This is a genomic window from Nonomuraea guangzhouensis, from assembly GCF_019396345.1.
Taxonomy (GTDB): Bacteria; Actinomycetota; Actinomycetes; order Streptosporangiales; family Streptosporangiaceae; genus Nonomuraea; species Nonomuraea guangzhouensis.
The window spans coordinates 492,476-514,753 of the sequence record NZ_JAHKRM010000004.1; the positions used below are offsets into that span (position 1 = coordinate 492,476).

Annotated in this window: 20 protein-coding genes and 2 pseudogenes; 6 read left to right on the forward strand and 16 right to left on the reverse strand. The window is 69.8% G+C overall.

The features are described from left to right. Positions 1–198: 198 nt before the first annotated feature. Positions 199–966 (forward strand): maleylpyruvate isomerase family mycothiol-dependent enzyme, encoded by a 768-nt coding sequence (locus KME78_RS10540; RefSeq protein ID WP_219528593.1) that lies wholly within the window; start codon positions 199–201, stop codon positions 964–966. Further along, positions 963–1,619 carry an MBL fold metallo-hydrolase gene (locus KME78_RS10545; RefSeq protein WP_219528594.1) on the forward strand — a complete coding sequence of 219 codons (657 nt, stop codon included), beginning with the start codon at positions 963–965 and terminating at the stop codon, positions 1,617–1,619. The genes KME78_RS10540 and KME78_RS10545 overlap by 4 nt, the downstream gene beginning before the upstream one ends. Before the next feature lie 20 nt (positions 1,620–1,639). Here KME78_RS10545 and KME78_RS10550 read toward each other — a convergent pair whose 3' ends face one another. The 13 genes from KME78_RS10550 to KME78_RS10615 all read right to left on the reverse strand — a co-directional run bounded on the left by KME78_RS10550 (position 1,640) and on the right by KME78_RS10615 (position 14,400). Further along, positions 1,640–1,912, reverse strand: coding sequence for a hypothetical protein (locus KME78_RS10550; RefSeq protein ID WP_219528595.1), 273 nt, complete (start codon positions 1,910–1,912; stop codon positions 1,640–1,642). A 37-nt stretch (positions 1,913–1,949) separates the two neighbouring features. Next, positions 1,950–2,771: a CDP-diacylglycerol--serine O-phosphatidyltransferase gene (pssA, locus tag KME78_RS10555; RefSeq protein WP_219528596.1), complete on the reverse strand. Its 822-nt coding sequence runs from the start codon at positions 2,769–2,771 to the stop codon at positions 1,950–1,952. Further along, complete coding sequence (locus KME78_RS10560) at positions 2,758–3,399, reverse strand: phosphatidylserine decarboxylase (RefSeq protein WP_219528597.1); 642 nt, start codon at positions 3,397–3,399, stop codon at positions 2,758–2,760. The genes pssA and KME78_RS10560 overlap by 14 nt, the downstream gene beginning before the upstream one ends. A 104-nt stretch (positions 3,400–3,503) precedes the next feature. Beyond that, complete coding sequence (locus KME78_RS10565; RefSeq protein ID WP_219528598.1) at positions 3,504–4,484, reverse strand: TerC family protein; 981 nt, start codon at positions 4,482–4,484, stop codon at positions 3,504–3,506. 194 nt (positions 4,485–4,678) lie between these two features. After that, positions 4,679–5,794, reverse strand: coding sequence for a glycosyltransferase family 4 protein (locus KME78_RS10570; RefSeq protein WP_219528599.1), 1,116 nt, complete (start codon positions 5,792–5,794; stop codon positions 4,679–4,681). 9 nt (positions 5,795–5,803) lie between these two features. Continuing rightward, positions 5,804–7,564 (reverse strand): murein biosynthesis integral membrane protein MurJ, encoded by a 1,761-nt coding sequence (gene murJ / locus KME78_RS10575; RefSeq protein ID WP_372454895.1) that lies wholly within the window; start codon positions 7,562–7,564, stop codon positions 5,804–5,806. An 80-nt stretch (positions 7,565–7,644) separates the two neighbouring features. Then, complete coding sequence (locus tag KME78_RS10585; protein ID WP_219528600.1) at positions 7,645–8,508, reverse strand: hypothetical protein; 864 nt, start codon at positions 8,506–8,508, stop codon at positions 7,645–7,647. A 1-nt stretch (position 8,509) separates the two neighbouring features. After that, positions 8,510–9,484, reverse strand: coding sequence for a copper transporter (locus KME78_RS10590; RefSeq protein ID WP_219528601.1), 975 nt, complete (start codon positions 9,482–9,484; stop codon positions 8,510–8,512). Continuing rightward, entirely contained in the window at positions 9,481–10,677 is a 1,197-nt protein-coding gene (gene steA, locus KME78_RS10595) for a putative cytokinetic ring protein SteA (RefSeq protein WP_219528602.1), read from the reverse strand. Before steA ends, KME78_RS10590 begins: the two co-directional genes overlap by 4 nt. 73 nt (positions 10,678–10,750) lie before the next feature. Further along, positions 10,751–12,460 carry a DNA repair protein RecN gene (gene recN / locus KME78_RS10600; RefSeq protein ID WP_219528603.1) on the reverse strand — a complete coding sequence of 570 codons (1,710 nt, stop codon included), beginning with the start codon at positions 12,458–12,460 and terminating at the stop codon, positions 10,751–10,753. Positions 12,461–12,524: 64 nt separating this feature from the next. Continuing rightward, on the reverse strand, positions 12,525–13,424 hold the full coding sequence (locus KME78_RS10605) for an NAD kinase (protein ID WP_219528604.1): 900 nt from the start codon (positions 13,422–13,424) through the stop codon (positions 12,525–12,527). After that, positions 13,421–14,233 carry a TlyA family RNA methyltransferase gene (locus KME78_RS10610; protein WP_219528605.1) on the reverse strand — a complete coding sequence of 271 codons (813 nt, stop codon included), beginning with the start codon at positions 14,231–14,233 and terminating at the stop codon, positions 13,421–13,423. Before KME78_RS10610 ends, KME78_RS10605 begins: the two co-directional genes overlap by 4 nt. Next, a complete protein-coding gene (locus tag KME78_RS10615; RefSeq protein WP_219528606.1) occupies positions 14,230–14,400 on the reverse strand; it encodes a hypothetical protein in 171 nt (56 codons plus the stop codon). Before KME78_RS10615 ends, KME78_RS10610 begins: the two co-directional genes overlap by 4 nt. Positions 14,401–14,524: 124 nt before the next feature. On the opposite strand from KME78_RS10615, the gene KME78_RS10620 reads away from it, so the two are divergent. Then, the gene (locus tag KME78_RS10620) at positions 14,525–14,872 is read left to right on the forward strand and encodes an SCP2 sterol-binding domain-containing protein (protein ID WP_219528607.1); all 348 of its coding nucleotides are present in this window, start codon (positions 14,525–14,527) and stop codon (positions 14,870–14,872) included. A 498-nt stretch (positions 14,873–15,370) separates the two neighbouring features. Here the strand turns inward: KME78_RS10620 and KME78_RS10625 are convergent, their stop codons facing one another. Then, complete coding sequence (locus tag KME78_RS10625) at positions 15,371–16,342, reverse strand: HAD-IIA family hydrolase (RefSeq protein ID WP_308126885.1); 972 nt, start codon at positions 16,340–16,342, stop codon at positions 15,371–15,373. A gap of 741 nt (positions 16,343–17,083) precedes the next feature. On the opposite strand from KME78_RS10625, the gene KME78_RS10630 reads away from it, so the two are divergent. Beyond that, entirely contained in the window at positions 17,084–17,674 is a 591-nt protein-coding gene (locus KME78_RS10630) for a plasmid pRiA4b ORF-3 family protein (protein ID WP_219528609.1), read from the forward strand. A gap of 802 nt (positions 17,675–18,476) precedes the next feature. Here the strand turns inward: KME78_RS10630 and KME78_RS10635 are convergent. Next, a complete protein-coding gene (locus KME78_RS10635; RefSeq protein WP_219528610.1) occupies positions 18,477–18,899 on the reverse strand; it encodes a tetratricopeptide repeat protein in 423 nt (140 codons plus the stop codon). Between the two features lie 123 nt (positions 18,900–19,022). Here KME78_RS10635 and KME78_RS67880 point away from each other — a divergent pair. After that, a pseudogene (locus KME78_RS67880) lies at positions 19,023–19,151 on the forward strand (hypothetical protein); the annotation flags it as partial. 513 nt (positions 19,152–19,664) lie between these two features. Then, positions 19,665–20,162 (forward strand): annotated as a pseudogene (locus tag KME78_RS67885) (DUF1015 domain-containing protein); the annotation flags it as partial. A gap of 1,514 nt (positions 20,163–21,676) precedes the next feature. Here the strand turns inward: KME78_RS67885 and KME78_RS10655 are convergent. Then, positions 21,677–22,222, reverse strand: coding sequence for a single-stranded DNA-binding protein (locus tag KME78_RS10655; protein ID WP_219528611.1), 546 nt, complete (start codon positions 22,220–22,222; stop codon positions 21,677–21,679). Between the last annotated feature and the right edge of the window lie 56 nt (positions 22,223–22,278).

Sequence of the window (22,278 nt, forward strand, 5' to 3'; positions counted from 1 at the left end):
AGGCGGATAGGTCCACGGGGGATGGTAGACGGGGGCTCCGACAATTTCGGCGGCCCGCAGTCCGAACCCCGAAAATCCGTCGCTACCAGGTTACGGCCTACTCCCACCCCTACAGGAGGCCTTTAGCTCGCAACCGCATGACCTGCGATTTTATGCCCAGGGACCTCCCCGCACCCACCAAATGATGAAATATCCGGCATGACCGTTCTGCTGGCGCTCCAGGCCGAGCTGGCCGCGGCGACCGACCGTTTCCTGGCCACGGCAGGGTCCCTTACCGACGACGACCTCGCCGCGCCCTCGCTCCTTCCGGGCTGGTCCAGGGGTCACGTGCTCTCCCACATGGCGGGGAACGCCGGCAGCCACATCAACCTGCTGACCTGGGCCAGGACCGGCATCGAGACACCGCAGTACCCGACCCCCGAGGCCAGGACGGCGGGGATCGAGGCGGGCGCGGGCCGTACCGCCGCCGAGCACGTGGCCGAACTGGAGGCCGGCACCGCCCGGCTGGCCGCCGCGATCCGTGACCTGCCGGAGGCGGCGTGGCGCGCGACCGTCGCGGGCATGCGCCCGCCGCCGCACCCCGCCTGGTACATCCTCGTACGGCGGCTGCGCGAGGTCGAAGTGCACCACGTGGACCTCGGCGCGGGGTACGGCCCGGCGGACTGGCCGCGGACGTTCGTCCACCGCGAACTCCACGACAGCCTGCGGACCTGGCCGCACGCCCAGAGCACGGTCAGCGAGATCAGCGTGCGCGGCGGGCGGACGTGGCGCGGCCTGGGCTCCGGCCCCGCGGTCGAGGGCGGCGCGGCCGACGTCCTGGCATGGCTCATCGGGAGATCCGATGGTGAGGGCGTTAGGGTGGTGACAGTGGGGCGACCGTCCATGCCGGTTCCCTTGGCGCCGCCTTGGTTGACGATGCCCGCCCCCGCTGATCTGCCCGCGACGCCCCCGAAGGACTATCCATGACCTATACAGGTGACGTCCAGGTCGGCGGTCCCGCCGACGTACGCGAGCTCCCGAAGCTGTCGATCTGGAAGCTGGCAGTCGGGCCGTTCGACAACAACGCCTACCTGCTGCGCTGCACCGAGACCGGCGACGGATTGCTGATCGACGCCGCGGCGGAGGCCGACCGGCTGCTCGCGCTCTTCTCCGACCAGCCGATCAGCGAGATCGTCACGACCCACCAGCACGGCGACCACTGGCAGGCGCTGGAGCAGGTGGTCAAGGTGACGGGCGCCCAGGTGATCGCGCATCCGCTCGACGCGCCCGCGCTGCCGGTCCCGGTGGACCGCACGGTCGAGCACGGTGACACGATCGCGGTCGGCGTGGTCGACCTCGAGGTGATCCACCTGCGCGGACACACGCCGGGCTCGATCGCCCTGCTGTACGAAGGCGGCAAGGGGGAGACACACCTGTTCACCGGCGACTCGCTCTTCCCCGGCGGGGTGGGCAACACCCAGAAGGACCCGGAGCGCTTCGCCCAGCTCTACAACGACGTCGTCGAGCGGATCTTCAACCGGCTGCCCGACGACACGTGGGTCTACCCGGGCCACGGCAAGGACACCACGCTCGGCGCCGAGCGCCCGTCGCTCCAGGAATGGCAGGCCAGAGGCTGGTAAACACCCTCGCGCGGCCCCGGTCAGCGGTTCGCCAGCACCCTGGCGATCCGCTCGGCCGCCAGGGCGGGATCGTCGGCCAGGCCCACGATCTCGCCCCACGACCAGCGGTAGAACCATCCTTCCGGCAGTGGTACGCAGTCGACCGTCTCGGCGAGCATCGCGGTGTCAGGGTCGCTGACCCGCAGCGCGGGCGGATAGGCACGCAGCGTGGTGATCAGGCCGTGCAGCTCCAGCTCCCTGGCCAGCTTCGCGAGGAAGTACGTTCGCGTGTGCTCGCGCGGCGTGGCCGACATGGCTCCATCACCATCCGATGACGGCGGACGTATCCGCTCAGCTGCCGATGCGCTCGGCTTCCCTGCGCTGCTCACGCTTGTAGAACAGCACCCGCAGGGGGATCGCCGCCACGAGCGCGATCTGCATGGTGGCGCCGATCTTGATGGGCAGGTCGCCACCCTCGGGCCAGGCCACCCAGAAGGTCAGGAAGGCCACGTTGATCATGATCCACCCGAGCACCACCGCGGCGAGCTGCCCCTTGGGCTTGGGGTACTCGATCCGGCTCACCATCAGCCAGGCCACGCCCAGCACCGCGAGCAACGAGTAGGGGCTCGGCTGGAACAGCATCACGATCGAGATGACGGTCATGGCACCCATGGGAATGGGCAGGCCCATGAAGTCGCCGCTCTTGGTCTTGACGCAGGCGAACCGCGCCAGCCGTACGACACCGGCGACCAGCACCGCCGCGGCGGCGGCCACCACCGCGGCGAACGGCACCTTGTCCGTGAAACCACCCCAGATCACGACCATGAACGCGGGCGCGAACCCGAAGCTGATCACGTCGGCGAGGTTGTCGAGCTCGGCACCCATGGCGGAGGCGCGGAAGCGCCGCGCGACCAGGCCGTCGAACAGGTCGCACGTGGCGCCGATGAGCAGCAGCACCACGGCGGTCGCGAAGTAGCTGGGCGCGGGTGTGAAGTCGCCGCCGGCCTTGAGCGACTGGATGGCCGATGAGGCCAGGACGCACACCGCGAGGAACCCGCAGATGGCGTTGCCCAGCGAGAGCGAGTCAGCCGCGGACAGGCGGAACGCCTTGCCGACGGGTCCTCGAGGTTCTTCGTCTTCCGCCTGCCAGCTGCCGGCATCAGCCGCGGTCAATTCTGGTCACCCCCGCAACCGTCTTCTCGCCCACGGAAACCGCCGGCGAGATCCCTTCGGGAAGGTAGATGTCGACCCGCGAACCGAACCTGATGAGCCCGATCCGCTCGGTCTGCGAGACCTTGGCCCCGGCGCTCAGGTACGGCACGATCCGGCGCGCCACCGCGCCCGCGATCTGCACCATCTCGACGTCGCCGAGCGCCGTCTCGAAATGCCACACCACGCGTTCGTTCTGGTCGCTGTCCTTGTTGAAAGCCGGCAGGAACCCACCCGCCACATGCTGCACGGAGGTGACATTTCCCGCAAGGGGGGCTCTGTTGACATGGACGTTCAGCGGGCTCATGAAGATCGCGACGCGGGTGCGTCCGTCGGCCCACGGGTCGATGCTCTGCACGACGCCGTCGGCCGGTGACAGGATCCGCCCGTCACCTGGCGTGCGGTCGGGGTCGCGGAAGAACCAGAGCATGGCACCGGTGAGGGCGCCCAGCGGCACGGCCGCCAGCGCCCATCGACGGTCCCGGCGCGTCAGCAGCGCGGAAGTGGCCGCGGCGGCCACCGTTGGGAAGAGCCACGGGGACACCCCGCGCGCGAGCCGCACGCGGCGCGTCTTGGCAGAATCGTCTGACACGTACAACCTTCGATGGTGACTGGACTGGGCGCTTTGCCGTGATGTTACAGAGTCAGCAACTATTACACGGCGCAACTTCTCAAGCAAAGCGCCTCGAAAGCCATTTAGCTAGCCCTGCTGGTTTCCTCGCCCTTGCGCGCATCGACGCGGGCCTTGATCAGGCTGGCCGCGGTGGTGATGACCATGGTGGCGCCGATGACCGTGAGCGACACCCAGATGGGGATTTCGGGCGCCCAGGAGACCTCGCTGGCGTGCAGTGCCTCCAATATCAGCTTAACCCCGATGAAGCCCAGTATGAACGCAAGTCCATAGCTGATGTAGACCAGCCGCTGAAGCAGGCCACCCAGCAGGAAGTAGAGCTGACGTAGTCCCATCAGCGCGAACGCGTTGGCCGCGAAGACGATGAACGGGTCCTTGGTGAGCCCGAAGATGGCCGGAATCGAGTCGAGCGCGAACAGCAGGTCGGTGCTGCCGATGGCGACCATGACGATCAGCATCGGGGTGACCATCCGCCGTCCGTCGATCTTGACGGTGACCTTCGACCCGACGTACCCCTCGGTGGTGGGGAAGGCCTTGCGCACCCACCTGAGCAGGATGTTCTCGTTGAACTCCTCTTCCTCGTCCTTGAGGTGCTGCCGGATCAGGTTGATCGCGGTGTAGACGAGGAAAGCCCCGAAAACGTAGAACAACCAGCTGAACCGCTCCAGCGCGGCCGCGCCGAGCGCGATGAAGACGCCGCGCATGACCAGCGCCAGCAGGATCCCGACGAGCAGCACCTTGTGCTGGTACGCCCTGGGCACCGCGAACCTGCTCATGATGATGAAGAAGATGAACAGGTTGTCGACGCTCAGGCTGTATTCGGTGATGTAGCCGGCGAAGAACTCCCCCGCCCTGGGGCCGCCGATCGTGGCCCACAGCACCCCGCCGAACACCACCGCGAGCAGGACATAGAACGTGACCCAGTATCCGGCCTGCCGCATCGAGAATTCGCGGGCTTCGCCCCGGTCGACGATCCAGAGGTCGATGGCGAGGACGACCAGCAGGCCACCGATGACGGCGATCCAGGCCCAGACGGGTACGGTCACGTTCCACTACCTCCGGCATGCAAAATACGACTGCCGGAGGTCTCTCCCGCCCGCCAAGAGCGCGGACCGGCAGCCCCGGGGGCCCCGTGGAGCGGGGCTGCACCGTGATGACGAGGCTACCGCGAAGGGATACTCCCCTCCCTAACGCACGCAGTATATGAGAACGTGTAAGTCTCGCCTAATCATGCATGCGATCATGACCGTGCGTAAACATTCAGCACACTTTCCACCGCGTCCTCGGCATCGGGCAGCTCGGCCCCCCGCCGTGCCGCCGCCGCCGCCAGCCGCGCCGCCTCGGCACCATCCCCGACCACATCCTGTACGGCGGCGCGCAACGCCGCCGCGTCCCCGTACGGCACCAGGATCCCCGCCCCGGCGACCAGATCGGGAATCCCGCCCACGGCGGTCGCGATGACCGGCCGCCCGACCATGAGCGCCTCGCTCACGCTCAGCGGCTGGCCCTCCCACCGGCTCGCCCACACCGCGACGGTCGCGGCGGCGAGCAGGTCGGGCACGTCGTCCCGGTTGCCCAGCAGCATCACGGGCAGCGCCTCGGCCTCGATCCTGCGCCCCAGCTCCCCGAGCAGCGGCCCCTCCCCCGCCACCACGAACAGCGGCGTCTCACCCGGCCAGGGCCCGCGAGCGGCGTCGAGGAGCGTCTCGTAACCCTTCTGCTGCGCCAGCCTGCCGACGGCCAGCACGATCGGCCGCCCCCCGCTCCCCAGCTCGGCCCTGACCGCCTGCGGCGACCGCCGGGCGGCCCGCGGCACGGGCGCGGGCACCACGGCCGGCCGTACGTCCCGCGCCCCCAGCGCCCGCATCCGCTCCCCCAGGTCGGGCGAGACGACCAGCACCTGGTCCGCCCTCCTGGCCACGATCCGTTCGAGCCCGCCGTAGACGACCCCGATCAGCCCTCCGGCGGTGAGCGCGTTGTGCAGCGTCACCACCAACGGCACCCGCCCCGTCGCGCCAGACCGCTCATCCACCCGCGTTCGTCCTGCCGCCCGGCCCCACAGCCCCAGCCCGGCCAGGGCCCCGGCCCGGAGCCCATGGGCGTGCACCACGTCGGCGTCCTTGGTCATCCGCCTGATCGCGAGCACGGCCCGCAGGTCGTTGACCGGATGCGGCCGATCCGACATCGGCACCTCCACGAACCGGGCCCCGGCATCGCCGAAGGAGAACCGCTCCCCGACACTCCCCGGCCCCAGGACCACCACGTGATGGCCACGCCGCACGAGCCCCTCGACCAGCATCCGGACATGTCGTCCCGTGCCACCGGACGTGGTGCCCAGCACGAAAGCCACCCGCACGACCGCTCCTCACTTCCCAGATCCACGTCTGAACGAACCGGCCACCGCCCGAGCCGTCGGCCGATCCACCAGCGCCACGACCACGCCACCGGCGACGAACGCCACGAGCGCCGCCAGCACGGCCGCCCCGGCATTGGGCCAGATGCCCCGCGCCCCCAGCACCCCCACGACCGCCGCCCCGGCCAGGTAGCCCGCCCCGCCCCCGGCGACCGAGGCCAGCGCGGCCCGGCCCAGCCCGGCCACCGCGGCCCGGCCCCGCGCCAGCACCACCGAGGCGAGCAGTAGCGCACCCCCCGCCGTCATCCCGACGGTCATGCCGAGCGCCATCCCCCCGATCTTCCATTCACCGGGAAACGTCAGCGCGAACACGGTCTGCGCCACCATGACGACGCCCCACCCGACCACGGTGCCCGTCGCCGCGGCCCGCCCGCGCCCGGCCGCGTACAGGACGCGGCTCAGCTGCGCGATGAGCCCGTAGCCGATCAGCCCGGGCGCGAACAACGCGATCGCGTGCGCGAACACCGGCGCGGGCACCTCGCTCTTGAAGCCGAGGAACACCACCGCCCCCGGCTCGGCGACCGCGGCGAGCACCCCGGCGGCCAGCCCCGACACCAGCACCACCGCCCGCGTGGTCCGCGCCGCCAGCGTCGCGAACCCCTCCGCGTCGCCGTTGCCCGCCTGGGCGGACAGCCGCGGAAAAGCACTGGTGGCAATGGGTACGGCCAGCACCGCGTACGGCACCAGGTAGATCGCCCAGGCGTAGTTGTAGATCATGATGGCCCCGTTGCCGACCTGCTTGTTGGCCAGCACGAGCACCACGACCATGGCGGCCTGCTGGGCGAGCAGCGCGGCGACCCCGGCCAGCGCGAGCCCGCGCACCTGTACGGCCACGCCGTCGGGAAAGCGCAGCGTGGGCCGCCACCGCCACCGCAACCCGAGCCCGGCGGCCGGGCCGATCACGGTCAGCACCAGGGCCAGCACCCCGAGGCTGGTCCCCACGGACAGCGCGAGCTCGGCGGCCCCCGGCACCCGGGCAGGATCGACGATCCCCCCGCTGAGCGGCACGAACAGCAGGTAGGCGACGATGACCACGACACTGGACACCAGCGGGGCGACCGCTGGCCCGGCGAAGCGGTGGTGGGCCTGGAGCAGGCCGTACAGGACGACCGCGACGCCGTACAACGGGATCTGGGGGGCGAAGACGACCAGCATGCGGGTGGCGACCGCGGTCACCGCGCCCACGTCGCAGCCGGGCACGTCGCCGCCGAAGAACAGCCCGACGATCGGCCCGGCGAGCACCGCGGTCAGCACGCCGAGCGGCACCAGCACCACGACCACCCAGCTCAGCAGCGCCGAGCTGATCCACCCGGCCCGCTCCCGCGCCGCCCCACCGCCCAGAACATGACCCGGCCCGACGTCGGCCTCGCGTCCGACGCCCGCCTCGGGCTCCATATCCGGCCCCTGGCCGACGCCAGGTTCGCCCCCGATGTCCGGCTCACGCCCGCCCCCAGGCTCCCGCCGGACGCCCGCCTCGCGCCCGGCTCCCGCGAGCACCGGGACCACCATCCCGGCAAGCGCACCGCCGACGACGACCTCGAAGACGATGTTGGGGATCTGGTTGGCCGTGCCGTAGGCGGTGGCCAGGCAGTTGGTGCCCACGGTCTGGGCGAACGCGTACTGCTTGGCGAAACCCGCGACCCGCGCCAGCACGGTGATCGCGCCGATGAGCAGCGCACCACCGGCGACGCCACGGACGAGCCGCTCCCTCACCACGCCCGCCCCGCCCCGCACCCGATCACGGCAACATCCTGGCAGGCCGCACCGACATTCGCGCAGCGCGTCCCATCACCTCACACGGGGTCGACGGGACGGCGGCCGAGCATGTCGAGCCGGTTGAGCACGGGATTGCCGGCGATGACCTTGGTGAAGCTGACCTTCTCCGACGCGGCCGTCAGCGCCGCCACCGTACCGAGCAGCACGAACCGACCCCGCCGCCCCAGTTTGGTCACCGCGGCCAGCCCGAGCAGCGCGCCCAGCGCGTTGGCCCCGGCATCCCCGAGCATCGCCCGCTCTCCGAGGTCGTCGGGCAGCAGCGCGGCGGCCGCGCCCAGCGGCACGGCGGTCAGCGCGGCGGTCAGCGGCGCGTCGCGGAAGAGCGACGCCGCCAGCAGCGGCCCGCCCGTGAGCAGGCCCACCTTGATCGCCCGCCCGGGCCGCAGGTCGAAGAGGTTGGCCAGGTTGGCCGTGCCCGCGATGGCCGCCCCGTTGACCAGCGTGTCGACCGGCCCCTTCGAGACGAGCACCGCCGCGCCCAGCCCGGTGGCCCCGATGCCGAGGATCTTGACCGCCCCGCTGGTCACCTCGCCGCGGCCGAGCGCGGTCAGGTGCCCCTTGAAGCCCTTGGACTTGGTCGTGCCGTAAAGGTCGTCGTAGGCGCCGAGCGCTCCGCTGCCGACGCCGGCCAGCAGCGCCGCCAGGCGTACCCGGGGAGGGAGACCCGGCGCCAGCGCGGCCGCCACGCCGGAGCCGGCCACGAACGCAGGGCCCTCCAGCAGCGTGATCGGCTCGCCGCGGTGGTTGGTGCGGGTCCAGCGGCCCGGCTCCTTCTCCTCGCCGGCGCGCGGCGCCAGGCGGGTGAAGGCGGTGTAGGCGGCACGGGCGGCGACGGCGCCGATCGCGGCACCGACGAGGGCGTAGCGGAGGCCACGAGCCATGTCAGCTCCCTGACTGGGTGGGGGACGGGGTCGCGGTCGGTGCCGTGGGCTGGAAGGAGGAGGCTCCCGTGCCGATGCCGTAGTGGCCGTAGCGGCCGCTCAGCTGCTCGCGGAGCGCGTCGACGATCACGATCCGGCCCGCGGGCATGTCGGGTGTGTCGACGGTGGAGACGCGCTTGTTGACCTCGCCGTCGTCGCGCAGCGCGTTGATCACGCCTCCGGAGACGGCGGCGGTGGGGGCGGAGGCCGTCAGCACCGAGCCCTTGCCACCGGCGTCCAGGCCGCCCACGAGCGAGACGAGGGCGTCGGCCTGGGTCTCGGCGTTCTCGCCCTCGAACGGCTTCTCCGGGGCGAACATCACGGCGAGCGTGGCCCGCTTGTTCGGGTCGCCCTCGACGCTGAGGAACCCGCCCTCCTCGAAGCCGCTGAGGACGGCCGCGGTGGCCGGGTTGGCGGTGCTGGCCTGGGCCGGGTCATTCGTCATGACGGCGGCGGCGAGCACGGCGCCGGCCTTCTGGTAGGCGGTGGCCGCCGTGGGGAAGGTCATGTCGGCCGGTTTGAGGGTGTTGGCCAGGCCATCGACCACGCCGCTCTGCTTGGGGTCGACGAACTTCTCGCTCAGCGCCACCCGCCCTGTGACCAGGGCGCCCGCCTGGGTGAGCACCTGCTGCGCGGCCTCGCGGTAGGTGGTGCTGGAGCCGGGCGCCTCGATCAGCACGACGTGCTGGCCGGTCAGCTCGCCCGCGACGCGTTGCGCGGTGAGCGCGGTGACGAAGGAGTCGTTGCCCGCCTCCCTGCCGCGCAGCGCGTCGATCTCGGCCCGGAGGCTGCTGTTGTCCTTGGTCATCTGGTCACTCGTCCGCCTGGCCGACTCGATGGCAGGCGACTGCAGCAGCGTGGTGCCCATGACGATGCCCACGGCCAGCGCGAGGAAGATCGCGACGATGGAGACGAGGTGATAACGGAAATCGATCACGAGAAGAGTCCGACCAGCCAGAAGATGAAGGCGTTCCAGAAGTCCTGCACGCCGTTCAGCCAGGTCTGGCCGATCGGTGACAGGAAGAGCGCGACGCCCATGGTGATCAACGCGGTGATCACGAGCAGCAGCAGTTGCGGCGTCGAGATGCGGCTGCGGTAGAGCCTGCTCACGCCCTTGGCGTCGATGAGCTTGCTGCCGACCCGCAGCCGGGTGAGGAAGGTGCTGGCCATCCCTGAGCGCCCCTTGTCGAGGAACTCCTCCAGCGTGCCGTGCGTGCCGACCGCCACGATCAGCTCGGCGCCCTTGTCGTCGGCCAGCAGCATCGCGATGTCCTCGCTGGTGCCGGTGGACGGGAAGATCACCGCTTCGCGGCCGAGCTGGTGGACCCGTTCCAGGCCGGGCGCCCGGCCGTCGCGGTAGGCGTGCACGACGAGCTCGGCACCGCAGCTCAGCGCCTTGGTGGAGACCGAGTCGAAGTCGCCGACGATCACGTCGGGCAGGTAGCCGGCCTCCAGCAGCGCGTCGGCGCCGCCGTCGACCCCGATGAGCACCGGGCGGTATTCCCTGATGTAGGGGCGCAAGGTGGCGATGTCGTCCTTGTAGTGGTAGCCGCGCACCACGATGAGGACATGCCTGCCCTCCATGGGGGTGCGGATGTCCGGCACGCCGACTCCGTCGATGAGGAGCTTGCCCTCACCCCGAACGTACTCCATCGTGTTGACGGCGAAAGCCTCGATCTGCACCGCGAGTCCGGCGCGAGCCTCGGCCATGGCGGCGTCGACCGCCTCGGGGGTCTGCTCCTCGCCTTTGCCGACCACATCGCCGTCGAGGTAGACGACCCCTTCGTGGAGCCGTACGACGTCACCGTCCTTGACCCGCTCGAACAGGTCCTGGGTGGCGTTGTCGACGAACGGCACCCCGGACTCGATGATGATCTGCGGACCGAGGTTGGGGTAGCGGCCACTGATGCCGGCGGCCACGTTGACCACCGCCGACACCCCGCACGCGACAAGCGCCTCCCCGCTGACCCGGTCCACGTCCACGTGATCGATGATCGCTATTTCACCGGGCTGGAGGCGCTTAGTCAGCCTCTTCGTCCGCCGATCGACTCTCGCCACTGCCGTGACACCGGGAAGGTCCGTGACCTTCCTAGCGCGGAGGCCCGGCATCCTGCTCCCCGGAACCTTCATCAAGACCATCCTGCCAGAGTGAAGCAGCGCAGAGGCCACGCACAGCGCGGCGTGTCCGCTATGTCACTCAGAATCACCGATCGGCGGCCGCCAGCCCGAGTAGTTCTTCGGCGTGGGCTCTGCCCAGCTCAGAGTCTTCCAACCCGGCCAGCATGCGGGACAGCTCGCGGACTCGACCCTCATGGTTGAGGGTGAGGACACCGCTGCGCACGACACTGCCGTCACTGGCCTTCTCGACCACCAGATGCTGGTCGGCGAACGCGGCCACCTGCGGCAGGTGGGTGACGACGATGACCTGGGCGGTACGCGCCAGCCGGGCGAGCCGGCGCCCGATCTCGACCGCGGCCTTGCCACCCACCCCCGCGTCGACCTCGTCGAACACGAACGTCGGCACCGGGTCGGCGCCCGCGAACACCACCTCGATCGCCAGCATGACGCGGCTCAGCTCACCGCCGGAGGCGCCCTTGTTCAGCGGGAGCGGCGGCGCGGCCGGGTGGGCGGCCATACGCAGCTCGACCTCGTCAACGCCTTCGGGGCCGAAGTCCGCAACCTGGGTGAGCTCGACGGTGACCCTGGCGTGCGGCATGGCCAGCGCGGTCAGCTCGTCGGTGACGGCCTGGCCGAACCGCTCGGCGGCGGACTCACGCACCCGGGTCAGCTCAGCGGCCAGCTCGGTGAGCCTGGCGGTCAGCTCGTCGTGCTCGCGGGTCAGCTCGTCGATCCGTTCGTCGTCGCCTTCCAGCTCGATCAGCCGGGTGGACGCTTCCTGAGCCCACCGCAGGACACCGGCGCTGTCTTCGGCATATTTCCGGATCAGCCCGGACAGCAGGGCCCGGCGGTCCTGCACAGCCGCGAGCCGCGCTGGGTCGGCCTCGATCGACTCGGCGTACGCGGCCAGGTCGGTGGCGACGTCGGAGATGAGGTAACCCGCCTCGGCCAGCCGGTCGGCCACCCCGGCGAGCTGCGTGTCGTAGTCGCGCACCGCCTCGACGGCCGCGCGGGCCTCGCCCAGCAGGGAGATCACGTCGTGCGCGCCGCTCGAGGCCTCCATCGGGTCGCCGAGCAGCGCCGTGTGCGCGCTCGTCGCCGCTCCGCGCAGCGCGTCGGCGTGCGAGAGCCGCTCCTCCTCGCCGCGCAGGTCGAGGTCCTCACCGGCCTTCGGCTCGACCTTCTCGATCTCCTCCAGGCCGAACCGCAGCCGGTCGGCCTCCTGAGCGCGCTCGCGCGCCCGGGTGGTGAGCTCGTCGAGCAGCGCCCCCACCTGCTTGTGCCGTTTGTACGCCTGGGTGTAGGCGCGCAGCGGCTTGACCAGATCGTCACCGGCATAGCGGTCGAGGGCGGCCCGCTGCTTGGCCGGCTGCAGGAGCCGCTGCTGGTCCATCTGCCCGTGCACGGCGACCAGGTCGTCGGCCAGGTAGGTCAGCGTGCCGACAGGCACCGTACGGCCGCCGAGCCAGGCCCGCGACCGGCCCTCGGCCGAGACGGTGCGCGAGATGATGAGCTCGCCGTCCTCGATCTCGCCGCCGATGTCCTCGACCTGCTGGGAGACGCGGCCGCTGGCCTCGATGACCAGCGTGCCCTCGATGGTGGCCTTGTCGGCGCCCGGCCGGATGCGGGAAGGGTCGGCCCGGCCTCCGAACAGCAATCCGAGCCCGGTGACGACCATCGTCTTGCCGGCACCGGTCTCACCGGTGACCACGTTGAAGCCTGGCGAAAGCTCCAGAACGGCCTCATCGATGACGCCGAGCCCCTGGATGCGGACCTCCTCGACCCTTGGTCGCACTGCCCACTCCCGTCGCTCCGAACGCTTGTGCGAACTAACTCTACGCGCTGCACCTGTAATTGACTCAGGGACGCACCCGTCCGCGCCAGCCCTGAACGGGTAGTTCGAACTTGGCGACCAACCTGTCGGTGAAGGGAGCGCCGGTGCTCTCCACCCCGTGCAGGCGGGCCAACCGTACCGGCTCGGAGCCGCGGCGTACCTCCACCCGGCTGCCGGACGGCAGGTCGAAGCGGCGCCGGCCGTCGCACCAGAGTACGCCGCCCGGGGTGTCGGGCAGGATCTCGACGGCGAGCGTCGAGCGCGGCGAGACCACGAGCGGCCTGGCGAACAGCGCGTGCGCGCTGATCGGCACCATGAGCAGCGCCTCGACCTCCGGCCACACGACGGGACCGCCCGCCGAGAAGGCGTAGGCGGTCGAGCCGGTCGGGGTCGCGCAGATCACACCGTCGCAGCCCCAGCGGGACAGCGGCCGCCCGTCGATCTCGGCGACCACCTCCAGCATGCGCTCGCCCTTTTCCACGCTGGCCTCGTTGAGCGCCCACGTGTCGGCGAGCACCTGGCCGTTCTGCCTGGCCAGGATGTCGATCGTCATGCGTTCCTCGACGTCGTAGCGGCCCGCGACCACGCTGTCGACCGCCGACTTCAGATCGGCGACCTCGGCTTCGGCCAGGAAGCCGACGTGCCCGAGGTTGACGCCGAGCAGCGGGGTGCCGGTGGGCCTGGCCAGGTCGGCCGAACGCAGCAGCGAGCCGTCACCGCCGAGCACGATCAACATCTCGGCGTCCTTGGCGGCGAGGGGATCGCAGGGCACCACGTCGATGCCGTGACAGCCGATCTCACCGGCCTCCACATCGAGCACCCTGACCTGGATCCCGGCGGCGACGAGGCGGTCGATGACCAGACGGGCGCTGTCGACCGCGGCCTCCCGTCCGGTGTGCACGGTGACCAGCACAGTTCGGTTCATTGCGGCCCTTCCGCGACGGCCCGCTCGATCTCGGCCTCGAGGTCGGCGACCGGCGGCTCGCCCTCCCCCTTGCCCAGCCAGAGCAGATACTCCACATTTCCCGACGGACCGGGCAGCGGGCTCGCGGTCACGCCGCGTACCACCAGGCCCAGCTCACGCGCCTTGGCCGCGGCCGCACGCACCGCACCCGCCCGCAACACCGGATCGCGTACCACTCCACCGGCACCCACCAGATCCTTGCCCACCTCGAACTGCGGCTTGACCAGCAGCACGAAGTCCGCCCGAGGCGCGGCCACCGAGGCCAGCGCGGGCAGCACGAGCCGCAGCGAGATGAACGACAGGTCGCCGACGATCAGCGAAGGCGGCTCGCCGACCATCTCCGGGGTCAGATCACGTACGTTGACGCGCTCCATCACCGTCACCCGGTCGTCGGTCCGCAACGACCAGGCGAGCTGTCCGTAACCCACGTCGACGGCGAGCACGCGTTCGGCGCCGTGGCGCAGCAGCACGTCGGTGAACCCGCCTGTGGACGCGCCCGCGTCGAGGCACCGGCGCCCCCGGATCTCCAGCGCGCCGAACGCCTCGATCGCGCCGAGCAGCTTGTGCGCGCCGCGCGAGACATAGTCGGGGCCGTCCGCGGACTCGGCCACGACGATGGCCGAGGCGGTGTCGACCTGGGTCGCCGCCTTGCCCGCCCGCCGGCCGCCGACCGTGACCCGGCCGGCCTCGATGAGCTGGCCCGCCTGCTCCCGCGACCTCGCCAGGCCGCGCCGTACCAGCTCGCTGTCCAGCCGGATACGTCGGCTCACTGGTCGCCCATCTGGCCGTCCACGCTCCCCAGCGCGGCCTCGAGCCCGGAGAACGCCTGCTCGAACACCGCGACGTGCTCGCCCACCGGCCGCTCGGCCAGGTCGCCGAGACGGGCGAGGACCGCGTCGACCCGCTCGTCGCCGGTCTCCTCCGGTAGCTCACTCATGACACGACCGTAACGCCTCACGCGAGCACCCGGCACCTTGGCAGGCATGTCACACGTTGAAGGTTCACACGGGGGGCCACTGATGTGGAACGCTACCGTCCGGAATGGAAGAAAGGATCCCACCATGGCAAGCGTCGAGGAGTGCCGGACGGCACTGGCCAAGCTCGTCGCCCATTTCGACGAGATCGGCGAGGAGGACCGGGCCAAGCACGTGGTCGAGCGTACGGTGAGCTGCCGGGTCTCCGACCTCGACGTGATCTTCTATGGCCGGCTGCATCCTGAGGGGCTGGACCCGTTCCTGGAAGACCCACCCGCGAACGGCAAGTCGGCCGACGTCAAGCTGACGATCGTCAGCGACGACCTGATCGCGCTGGTCGACGGGGAACTCGACCTGGCACGCGCCCTGCTCGGCGGCCGGGTACGCATCGACGCCAGCTTCGGCGACCTGTTGCGCCTGCGCCGCCTGCTCTGACCTTCCCCTCGACACACCATCGAGACCGAACAACCGGACCGGACGCGCGACGATCCGCCAACCCTCGCACGGGACATCCCGCGCGAGCCGCCTCTTCGTCGAGGCGTCCACTCGCACGCATCGGCCCCGCGACGCGTCCGGCCAGCCGGTCCGACCTCCCTGACACGCCTACTCACCCGATTGGCCCCGCAACGCATCCGATATGCCGGTCCGACCCCCTCGGCGCGCCCAGCCAGCCGATCACCGGCCCCGACGCACCTGCCCACCCGCCCAGCTCCACGACACACCCGGTCGACCGGTCCGACCCCCTCACCGCGGCCGGCCAGCCGATCACCGGCCCCGACGCGCCTACCCACCCGCCCAGCTCCACAACACGTCCGATCAACCGAACCGACCTCCCTTGCGCCACCAGCCAGCCGATCACCGGCCCTGACACGCTTGCCCACCCAGCTCCACGACGCGCCCGGTCGGCCGGTCCAGCCTTCTCGCCGCGGCCGGTCAGCCGATCTGGTCCAGTACCGGCTTGACGGCGTCCTCTTCGGCCTGGCCCTCGCCCGCGTGTGTCCAGGCGGCGTCGCAGGCCGCCCTCAGCCCGTCGATGCGGCTGCCGTCGCCCTCCAGGCTGAGCATCCCGTCCACCCACCGGGCTCGCCATCCTCCGCAGGCGCCCTGCCGTACCTCCGGGTAGGGCCGCAGCAACGCGGACAGATCCTCGGCCACGTACGTCGGCCGGTGCCGCGGCGAGGCCATGAGCACATCGAGCGGCGTGGCCACACCCGTGAGCACCAGCAACCCATCGACGCCCGCGTTGACCGCACCCTCAATGTCGGTATCGAGCCGGTCACCCACCACGAGCGGCCGCTTCGCCCCGGTACGGATCATCGACTCCCGATGCAACGGCGGATCGGGCTTGCCCGCGAACACCGGCTCCACCCCGGTCGCGGTGGCGATCACCCGGACCACCGCCCCGTTGCCCGGCAACTCACCCCGCCGCGTCGGCAACGTGCTGTCCCTGTTGGCGGCGACGAACAACGCACCACGCTGCACGGCCAGCGCGCCTTCTGCCAGCAGCCCGTACGAGAGACCGAGCACCATTCCCTGCACGACGGCGACCGGCTCGTCCGCCGCGGTGGTGACGGGCCTGAGCCCCTGATCCCGTACGGCCAGCCGCAGCCCGGAACCCCCGACCACGAGCACGTTGGAGCCCGGCGGCACCCGCTCGGCGACCAACCGGGCGGCGGCCTGCGCCGAGCTCACGACATCTTCGCCCCTGGCGGGGACTCCAAGCTCGCGCAGATGCGCGGCGATCGCGGCTGGGGTTCGCGAGGCGTTGTTGGTGACGTACGCCAGCCGCACATCCCTGCCCCGCGCCTCCACCAGCGACTCGACCGCATGGGGCACCGCGTGGGGGCCCAGATAGACGACCCCGTCGAGGTCGAGCAGCAGGGTGTCATAGCCGTCGATCAGCACTGCGCCTCTTCCCGTTTGACTTCTCACGCCGTGTGCGACTTTAGCGTCGGCCTCGTACCCAGCCGGCGAACGGCCGACCATGTCCACACATTCCCCCTCAACCTCGCAGAACGCACCGCCCCACCGGCCGCCGACCCCGACCGTCAGCGCACCGCACTGACACACCCCGCCGGAGGACCCCGTCACAGCACCTCGCCGGAGCACCGTCCCGGGAGCGCGGTGCTGGGAGCACCGCGCTGGAGCACCCCGTCGCAGCACCGCGCTGGAGCACCTCGCCGGATCACCGCGCTGGGATCACCACGCTGGGATCACCACGCTGGGATCACCACGCTGGGATCACCACGCCGGGATCACCACGCCGGGATCACCCGTCGCAGCACCCCATCGCAGCATGCCTTCGCGTACGCATCAGGGCATGCGGCGCGGCATGCCTCAGGGCACGCGTCGGAGGCCGAGGAACGCTGGGGCGGCACGGACACCTGGCGTCAGTCGATGTCGATGGAGCGCAACCTGCTCGCTGGCAGCCACTTTCATCACTCAGCTCACATCGCTACCGGCAAACAACAATGCACTCTCCGGTTGCGATCACAACAACAACAGCCAAATCACAAGCGACAGCACTGGTGCCCTATGCGACCCAACGCGCTAAATACACCAAATACGCCAAATCAGAGCCACCCACAACCCGACTAGTTAAGCTCACCGCCCACACCGAACCCAGCCAAGCGGCAGAATAACGCTGTGACGAACACCCCCAGCGCGAAGCAGACAATTCACAAGATCAAGGTCACCTTGCGCAGTTCCCGACCACTGATCTGGCGTCGGCTGGAGGTCGCCTCGGACAGTACTCTGCGGCACCTCCACGACGTCATCCAGGCGTCCTTCAGCTGGGAGAACTACCACATGTGGGTCTTCGACACCCCAACCGGCCGCTTCGGCGTCACCGATCGCGAGCTGGAGATCCGCAGCGCAGCCTCCAGGCGCCTCGACCATGTCGCCCCCCATGCGAATGACCGGCTCCGCTACACCTACGACTTCGGCGACAACTGGGACCACGAAATCCTGGTCGAAGCCATCACCGATCCAGAACCCGGCACGGCCTATCCCCGCTGCCTGACCGGACGCCGCGCAGGACCGCCCGAGGACTCCGGCGGCGTCTGGGGCTACGAATATCTCCTCGAAATCCTCGCCGATCCCGCCCACGAGGAGCACCAGGAACGCCTGGAATGGCTCGGTCTCGACTCCGCCGACCAGTTCAACCCCGCGAGCTTCGACGCCAACAAGATCAACGATGTACTCTCCAGCCTCGCGATCGTCCTCACCAAGGACTGACCACGCACCATCTCAACCGCATCTCCCCCGAGATGGACCATTCACCAGATCAACACTCGAAGCCCCACGAACGCGCTCGAACCACTCTCAACCCGCCCACCCCCGTCTGGCACCCGCCTCACAAAACCGGAACGCGTATCCCGACCACCCGGCCCACGCGCCCACAGCCCCAGACCAGCATCCAGAACCCCGGGGCTATGCCCAAGCGCAAGCCCTCCCAACAAGACAACGGGGTCGTTCCTTCCAAGCGCGGGCGTTACTCCAAGCGGCAGATCGCGCCCTCGTGCTCTCCACGGCCCTGCGGGCGGGCGCCGGAGCCCACACCCGCATCCAAAGCACCGGGCAAATGCCCGCGAAGCATCAAGAACGCGTCCAGGACAACCCGGTCGCGCCCAGGAACGCCAGCGTTGCGCTCGGAACGCCGGAGTTGCGCTCGGAACGCCGGAGTTGCGCTCGGAACCCCTGGTGAACTGTCCCCAGAGAGCCAACCTCGCCTCCAGGACAACCCATTCGCGCCCCGGAAAGCCGGAATCGCGCTCAGAACCCCCGCGACTGTTCCCAGAGAGCCACACGCGTCCAGTACACCGGACTCATCCCACGAAGCGCCAGAACGCGTCCAGGACGGCCAAGCCACATCGAAGCGCCACCCCGCGCCCAAGACACCCTGGCCAACTCCCAAACCGCCAAGCCCTGTCTTGCGCACAGGGGCCATGCCTGAGCCGCTGAGAGCACGCCCGAACCTGCTCAGCGACTCGTCCCCACGGACCGACGTTGCACGCCGACCGCCGAAGCTACCTATCCACTACATCTCACGGCGGGCCCGCAGAGTGGCACGCACGTTCTTCAGCGCGGTTACGTAGTGCCGCTCCTCCGGCCGCATGGCCACAGCGATCGCGAGAGGCTCCTGAGCACCCTCAACATCACCCGTCCGCCACAGCGATAACCCAAGCCCGAAATACGCGTAATCCTCCGTCGGATTGGCGTCGACGATCTGACGGAAGCTTGCCGCAGCGTCCGCGTACTGCCGCGAATTGAACTGCGCTCGCGCGAGCGCCTCCCTGATGCTGCGCGATTCGGGCTCCGCGGCTGCGGCGCGCTCGAGCAGTGCGGCGGCCGCTGCCGGACTGCCCTCTTTCAACAGCTTCACCCCGCGCTGATACCAGTCGTAAACGTCACCTCCCGGAGATCCGGGGGATTCATCGTGAACGTTTCTACCTTGGACCATGCGTGAGGCCTCCTTCATCGGCTGACACAAGGGTTCGGTGGAATTCGCCGCGGAATCAGGCATCGCTAGGTGGTTTGGGGGCGACTTCCGGAAGACCCGGACACTTATGGGAGCATGCCCGGTATGGGGAATCCTGAACTGCCGGTGCCCGATGGACTGCTCCTACGCCCCTTCCGCGGCGTCCGCTTCACGGTCGACGATCCCGCCAAGGTGACCTCCCCGCCCTACGACCTGATCGCCGACGGCGACGTTCGCACTCTTCTGGATGCTCATCCCAACAACGTCGTCCGCCTCATCCTTCCCTGCTCAGCGGCACTCAAGTCCCCCGAAGAGCACCCACCGCACCCCAGCACGACATCAAGCGTCCCCCCGGACGACACCGACCCCATCGCAGAGACAGACGACAGACCATCTGTTTCCACACCGGGCAGCCTGGCCGAGAGCACCCATCAGAGCGCGCCCGATGACGCAGTCGGCATCCGCCGACCCCAGGACTCCACCGCCGGCACGCACGACGCCGCCGAAATCGCGGTCGGCGATCACGACAACGCCGCGTCCCGGATCCCGGTCGGTCACCGCCCCGGCAGAACGCCCGACAACCCAGCCGCCAACCAGCACAGCGGCCTGCGGGAAGAAGCCACCCAACACAGCGCCTCGGCGGGAGAAGCCACCGAACACCCCCACGATGACGAACGCCCCAGCGGCGAACGACATGCTGCGGCCGTCGGGGACACCGCGCTCCAGCCATGTGGCGACACGCCCGCACCCTCAGCGGACGAGCGCTATGGCGTAGCCCGCGACACCCTCCTCGCCTGGCTGGACGCGAAGGTGCTGGTTCCTGACGAGCAACCGGCCCTGTACGTGTACGAGCAGCAGGGACCGGGTGTCCTGCAACGTGGCCTCATCGGAGACGTCGCCCTCTCAGACCCGGCTCGGCGCATCATCCTCCCCCACGAAGACATCTTCCCCGGCCCCGTCGCTGACCGGCTCGCCCTCATGAGCACCACCCAGGCCAACCTCGAACCCATCTTCCTCCTCTACGACGGCGGCCGAGGCACGACCACCCGGCTGGTGGATCATGTAGCCGCGACCCGCAGACCTCTGGTGACGGCCCGGACGGAAAACGGTTTGCACCACCGCCTCTGGGCGATCACGGATCCGGCGGAGATCGACGCCGTCAACACCGACCTCCGAACCCGCCAAGCCCTCATAGCCGACGGCCACCACAGGTACGCGACATACCGGGTCCTGCAACGCCAGGAGCACGCGGCCCGCGCCGGCCAAGCCCCCGACTCATGGCCCCTGCTCACAACACCCTCCCCCGCCGCCCCACGACCTTCCGAACCCTCATCACCGGACCCACAGCCGCATCTGGACACGGAACCAGAGCCGAACCCCGCGCCAACACACGGCACCCAGCCCAACGCCACACCGCCTCAGGGCCCGCCGCCCCAAGGTCTGCCGCCCCAGGGCCCAGGGCCCACCACCGCACCAACCCAGCACACGGCCTCCGACGCCGGACCTGACCAAGGGCCAGAATCCGCCACCGCCACATCAGCCCACGAGGCTCAACCGGCGGGACAGCGTGTGCATGGCAGCGAGCAGGGACAATCCGCCTTTGGTCCTTGGGACTTCGGGCTGGCGTTGCTCGTGGACTCGTCCGCGTACCCACCCGATCTCAAGGCCATCCACCGCGTCATCCCCGGCCTGCCCCTGGCCGAGGCGGCGGCCAGGGCCAAGGGATCGTGGCGTGTCCACGACCATGCCGACCTCGGCCAGGGCCTGGCCGCGCTCGAAGCCGCAGGGGAGCCTGCCTTCCTGCTCGCCGGGGAAGGTGGCTACCACCTGCTCACCAACCCGGATCCGGTGCAGCTCGCCCGCGCCATGCCGCCGGATCGCTCCGACCGGTGGAACTCGCTGAACATCTCCATCCTCAGCGAGTTCGTCCTGCCCAAGGTGTGGGGCATGGAGGATGATCAGCAGGCCGTACGGATCGTGCATCATGACCCGGAGGCCGCCCTGCGACTGGCTCTCGACACAGGTGGCACCGCGGTGATTCTGAAGCCGCTCGCCGTCGACGACGTGCTGGCCATCGCGGCGGGCGGTGAGCGTGTCCCCCGCAAATCAACCTCCTTCGGGCCCAAGCCCATAACGGGCCTCGTGCTTCGCACCTTCGCCACCGGTTGAGGCGAGGCATCGGTCCGGTAGTCCCAGCATCGGAAGGTGGCTCCAGAGCCTTCTGTGCCGACGAGTCCATGGCCATGTGGTGCGCGAGAACAACGGATGGTGTGGCCGCGCGACGCGCGGTCACCGCTCAACGCCTCCGCTCGGTGTGCCAGGTCGGCTCGACGAGCGAGATCAACCTCTGTTTCCGCACCCCATCGCGGCTGACGTGTACACCGACCACGCGCAGCGCCGGAGCAGGCAAGGGACTGATGGGGAAGGGCCGCCAGACCGGGAAATCGGGCAGTGCGGCTGCCCGCAGACATGGCCCCTTCACCCCCTGCCCGCCCCCGCCGCAGCCGACCAACCGCCCATTGGCGGACGCACTCCCACCCACTACAGCGACGACCCGCGATGAGGCGCAGTCACGCGAGAGAGAGCGAACGCCAGCCAGGATGACGCCCCGCCAAGTGGTGTAATTCCACGCTCGGTCTCAAGATCCGAGACTCTCAAAGCACAAGGCGATCACCCCTCGACGCCTCGCGAAGATCGCCAGAAGTTACACCACTCCTGGAGACGTCATCAGGCGCAGTCACGCGGAGAGAAAGCGAGCGCTAGCCAGTTTGGGCCAGGTCGGGGGCTGGGCGTGGAGTTGGAACGGATGCCAGGGTGTCGGGCGTCTCCCGAGCCATCGCACTCCCAGAAGCCTCTGGGCTCTGTGGCAGTGCTGGGCCTCGTCGGCGCTTCTGACCTTCCGGAGGTTCCGGGGCGTTCCCGAGTCGTCGGGTCCGCGAGAGTGAGAAGGGTTTCCGAGGCCTTCGCGACGGCCTCGGCTGGTCCGCTTCGTCAGGTGGGGCTTCCTTGGCGATGCTGACCTCGACTTCATAGCGCCAGATCTTGGCGGCTGTCGGGCCGTAGACGTGGCAGCGGAAGGCGCCCTTGATCTCCATGGTGTCGCGAGGTCTGAGGCTGCGGACGAACGCGGCCGCCTCGGGATCGAAGGTCGCGCATGGCACGCTGTCTGTCATCGTTTGACCGCTTCGGTGGTGCGGGCGGCGCACGATCAGGCGCCATTTCGTGAGAATGTCGCCGCTTGGCAGGGGTTTGTCCTCTGGTGCCGCGGACAGCCTTCCCACCAGTACGACCTCGTTGCGATCCACTGTCGTCCTCCCATCGACGTTCTGGTGAGATCACTCTTTACGATGGGGGGACGCCG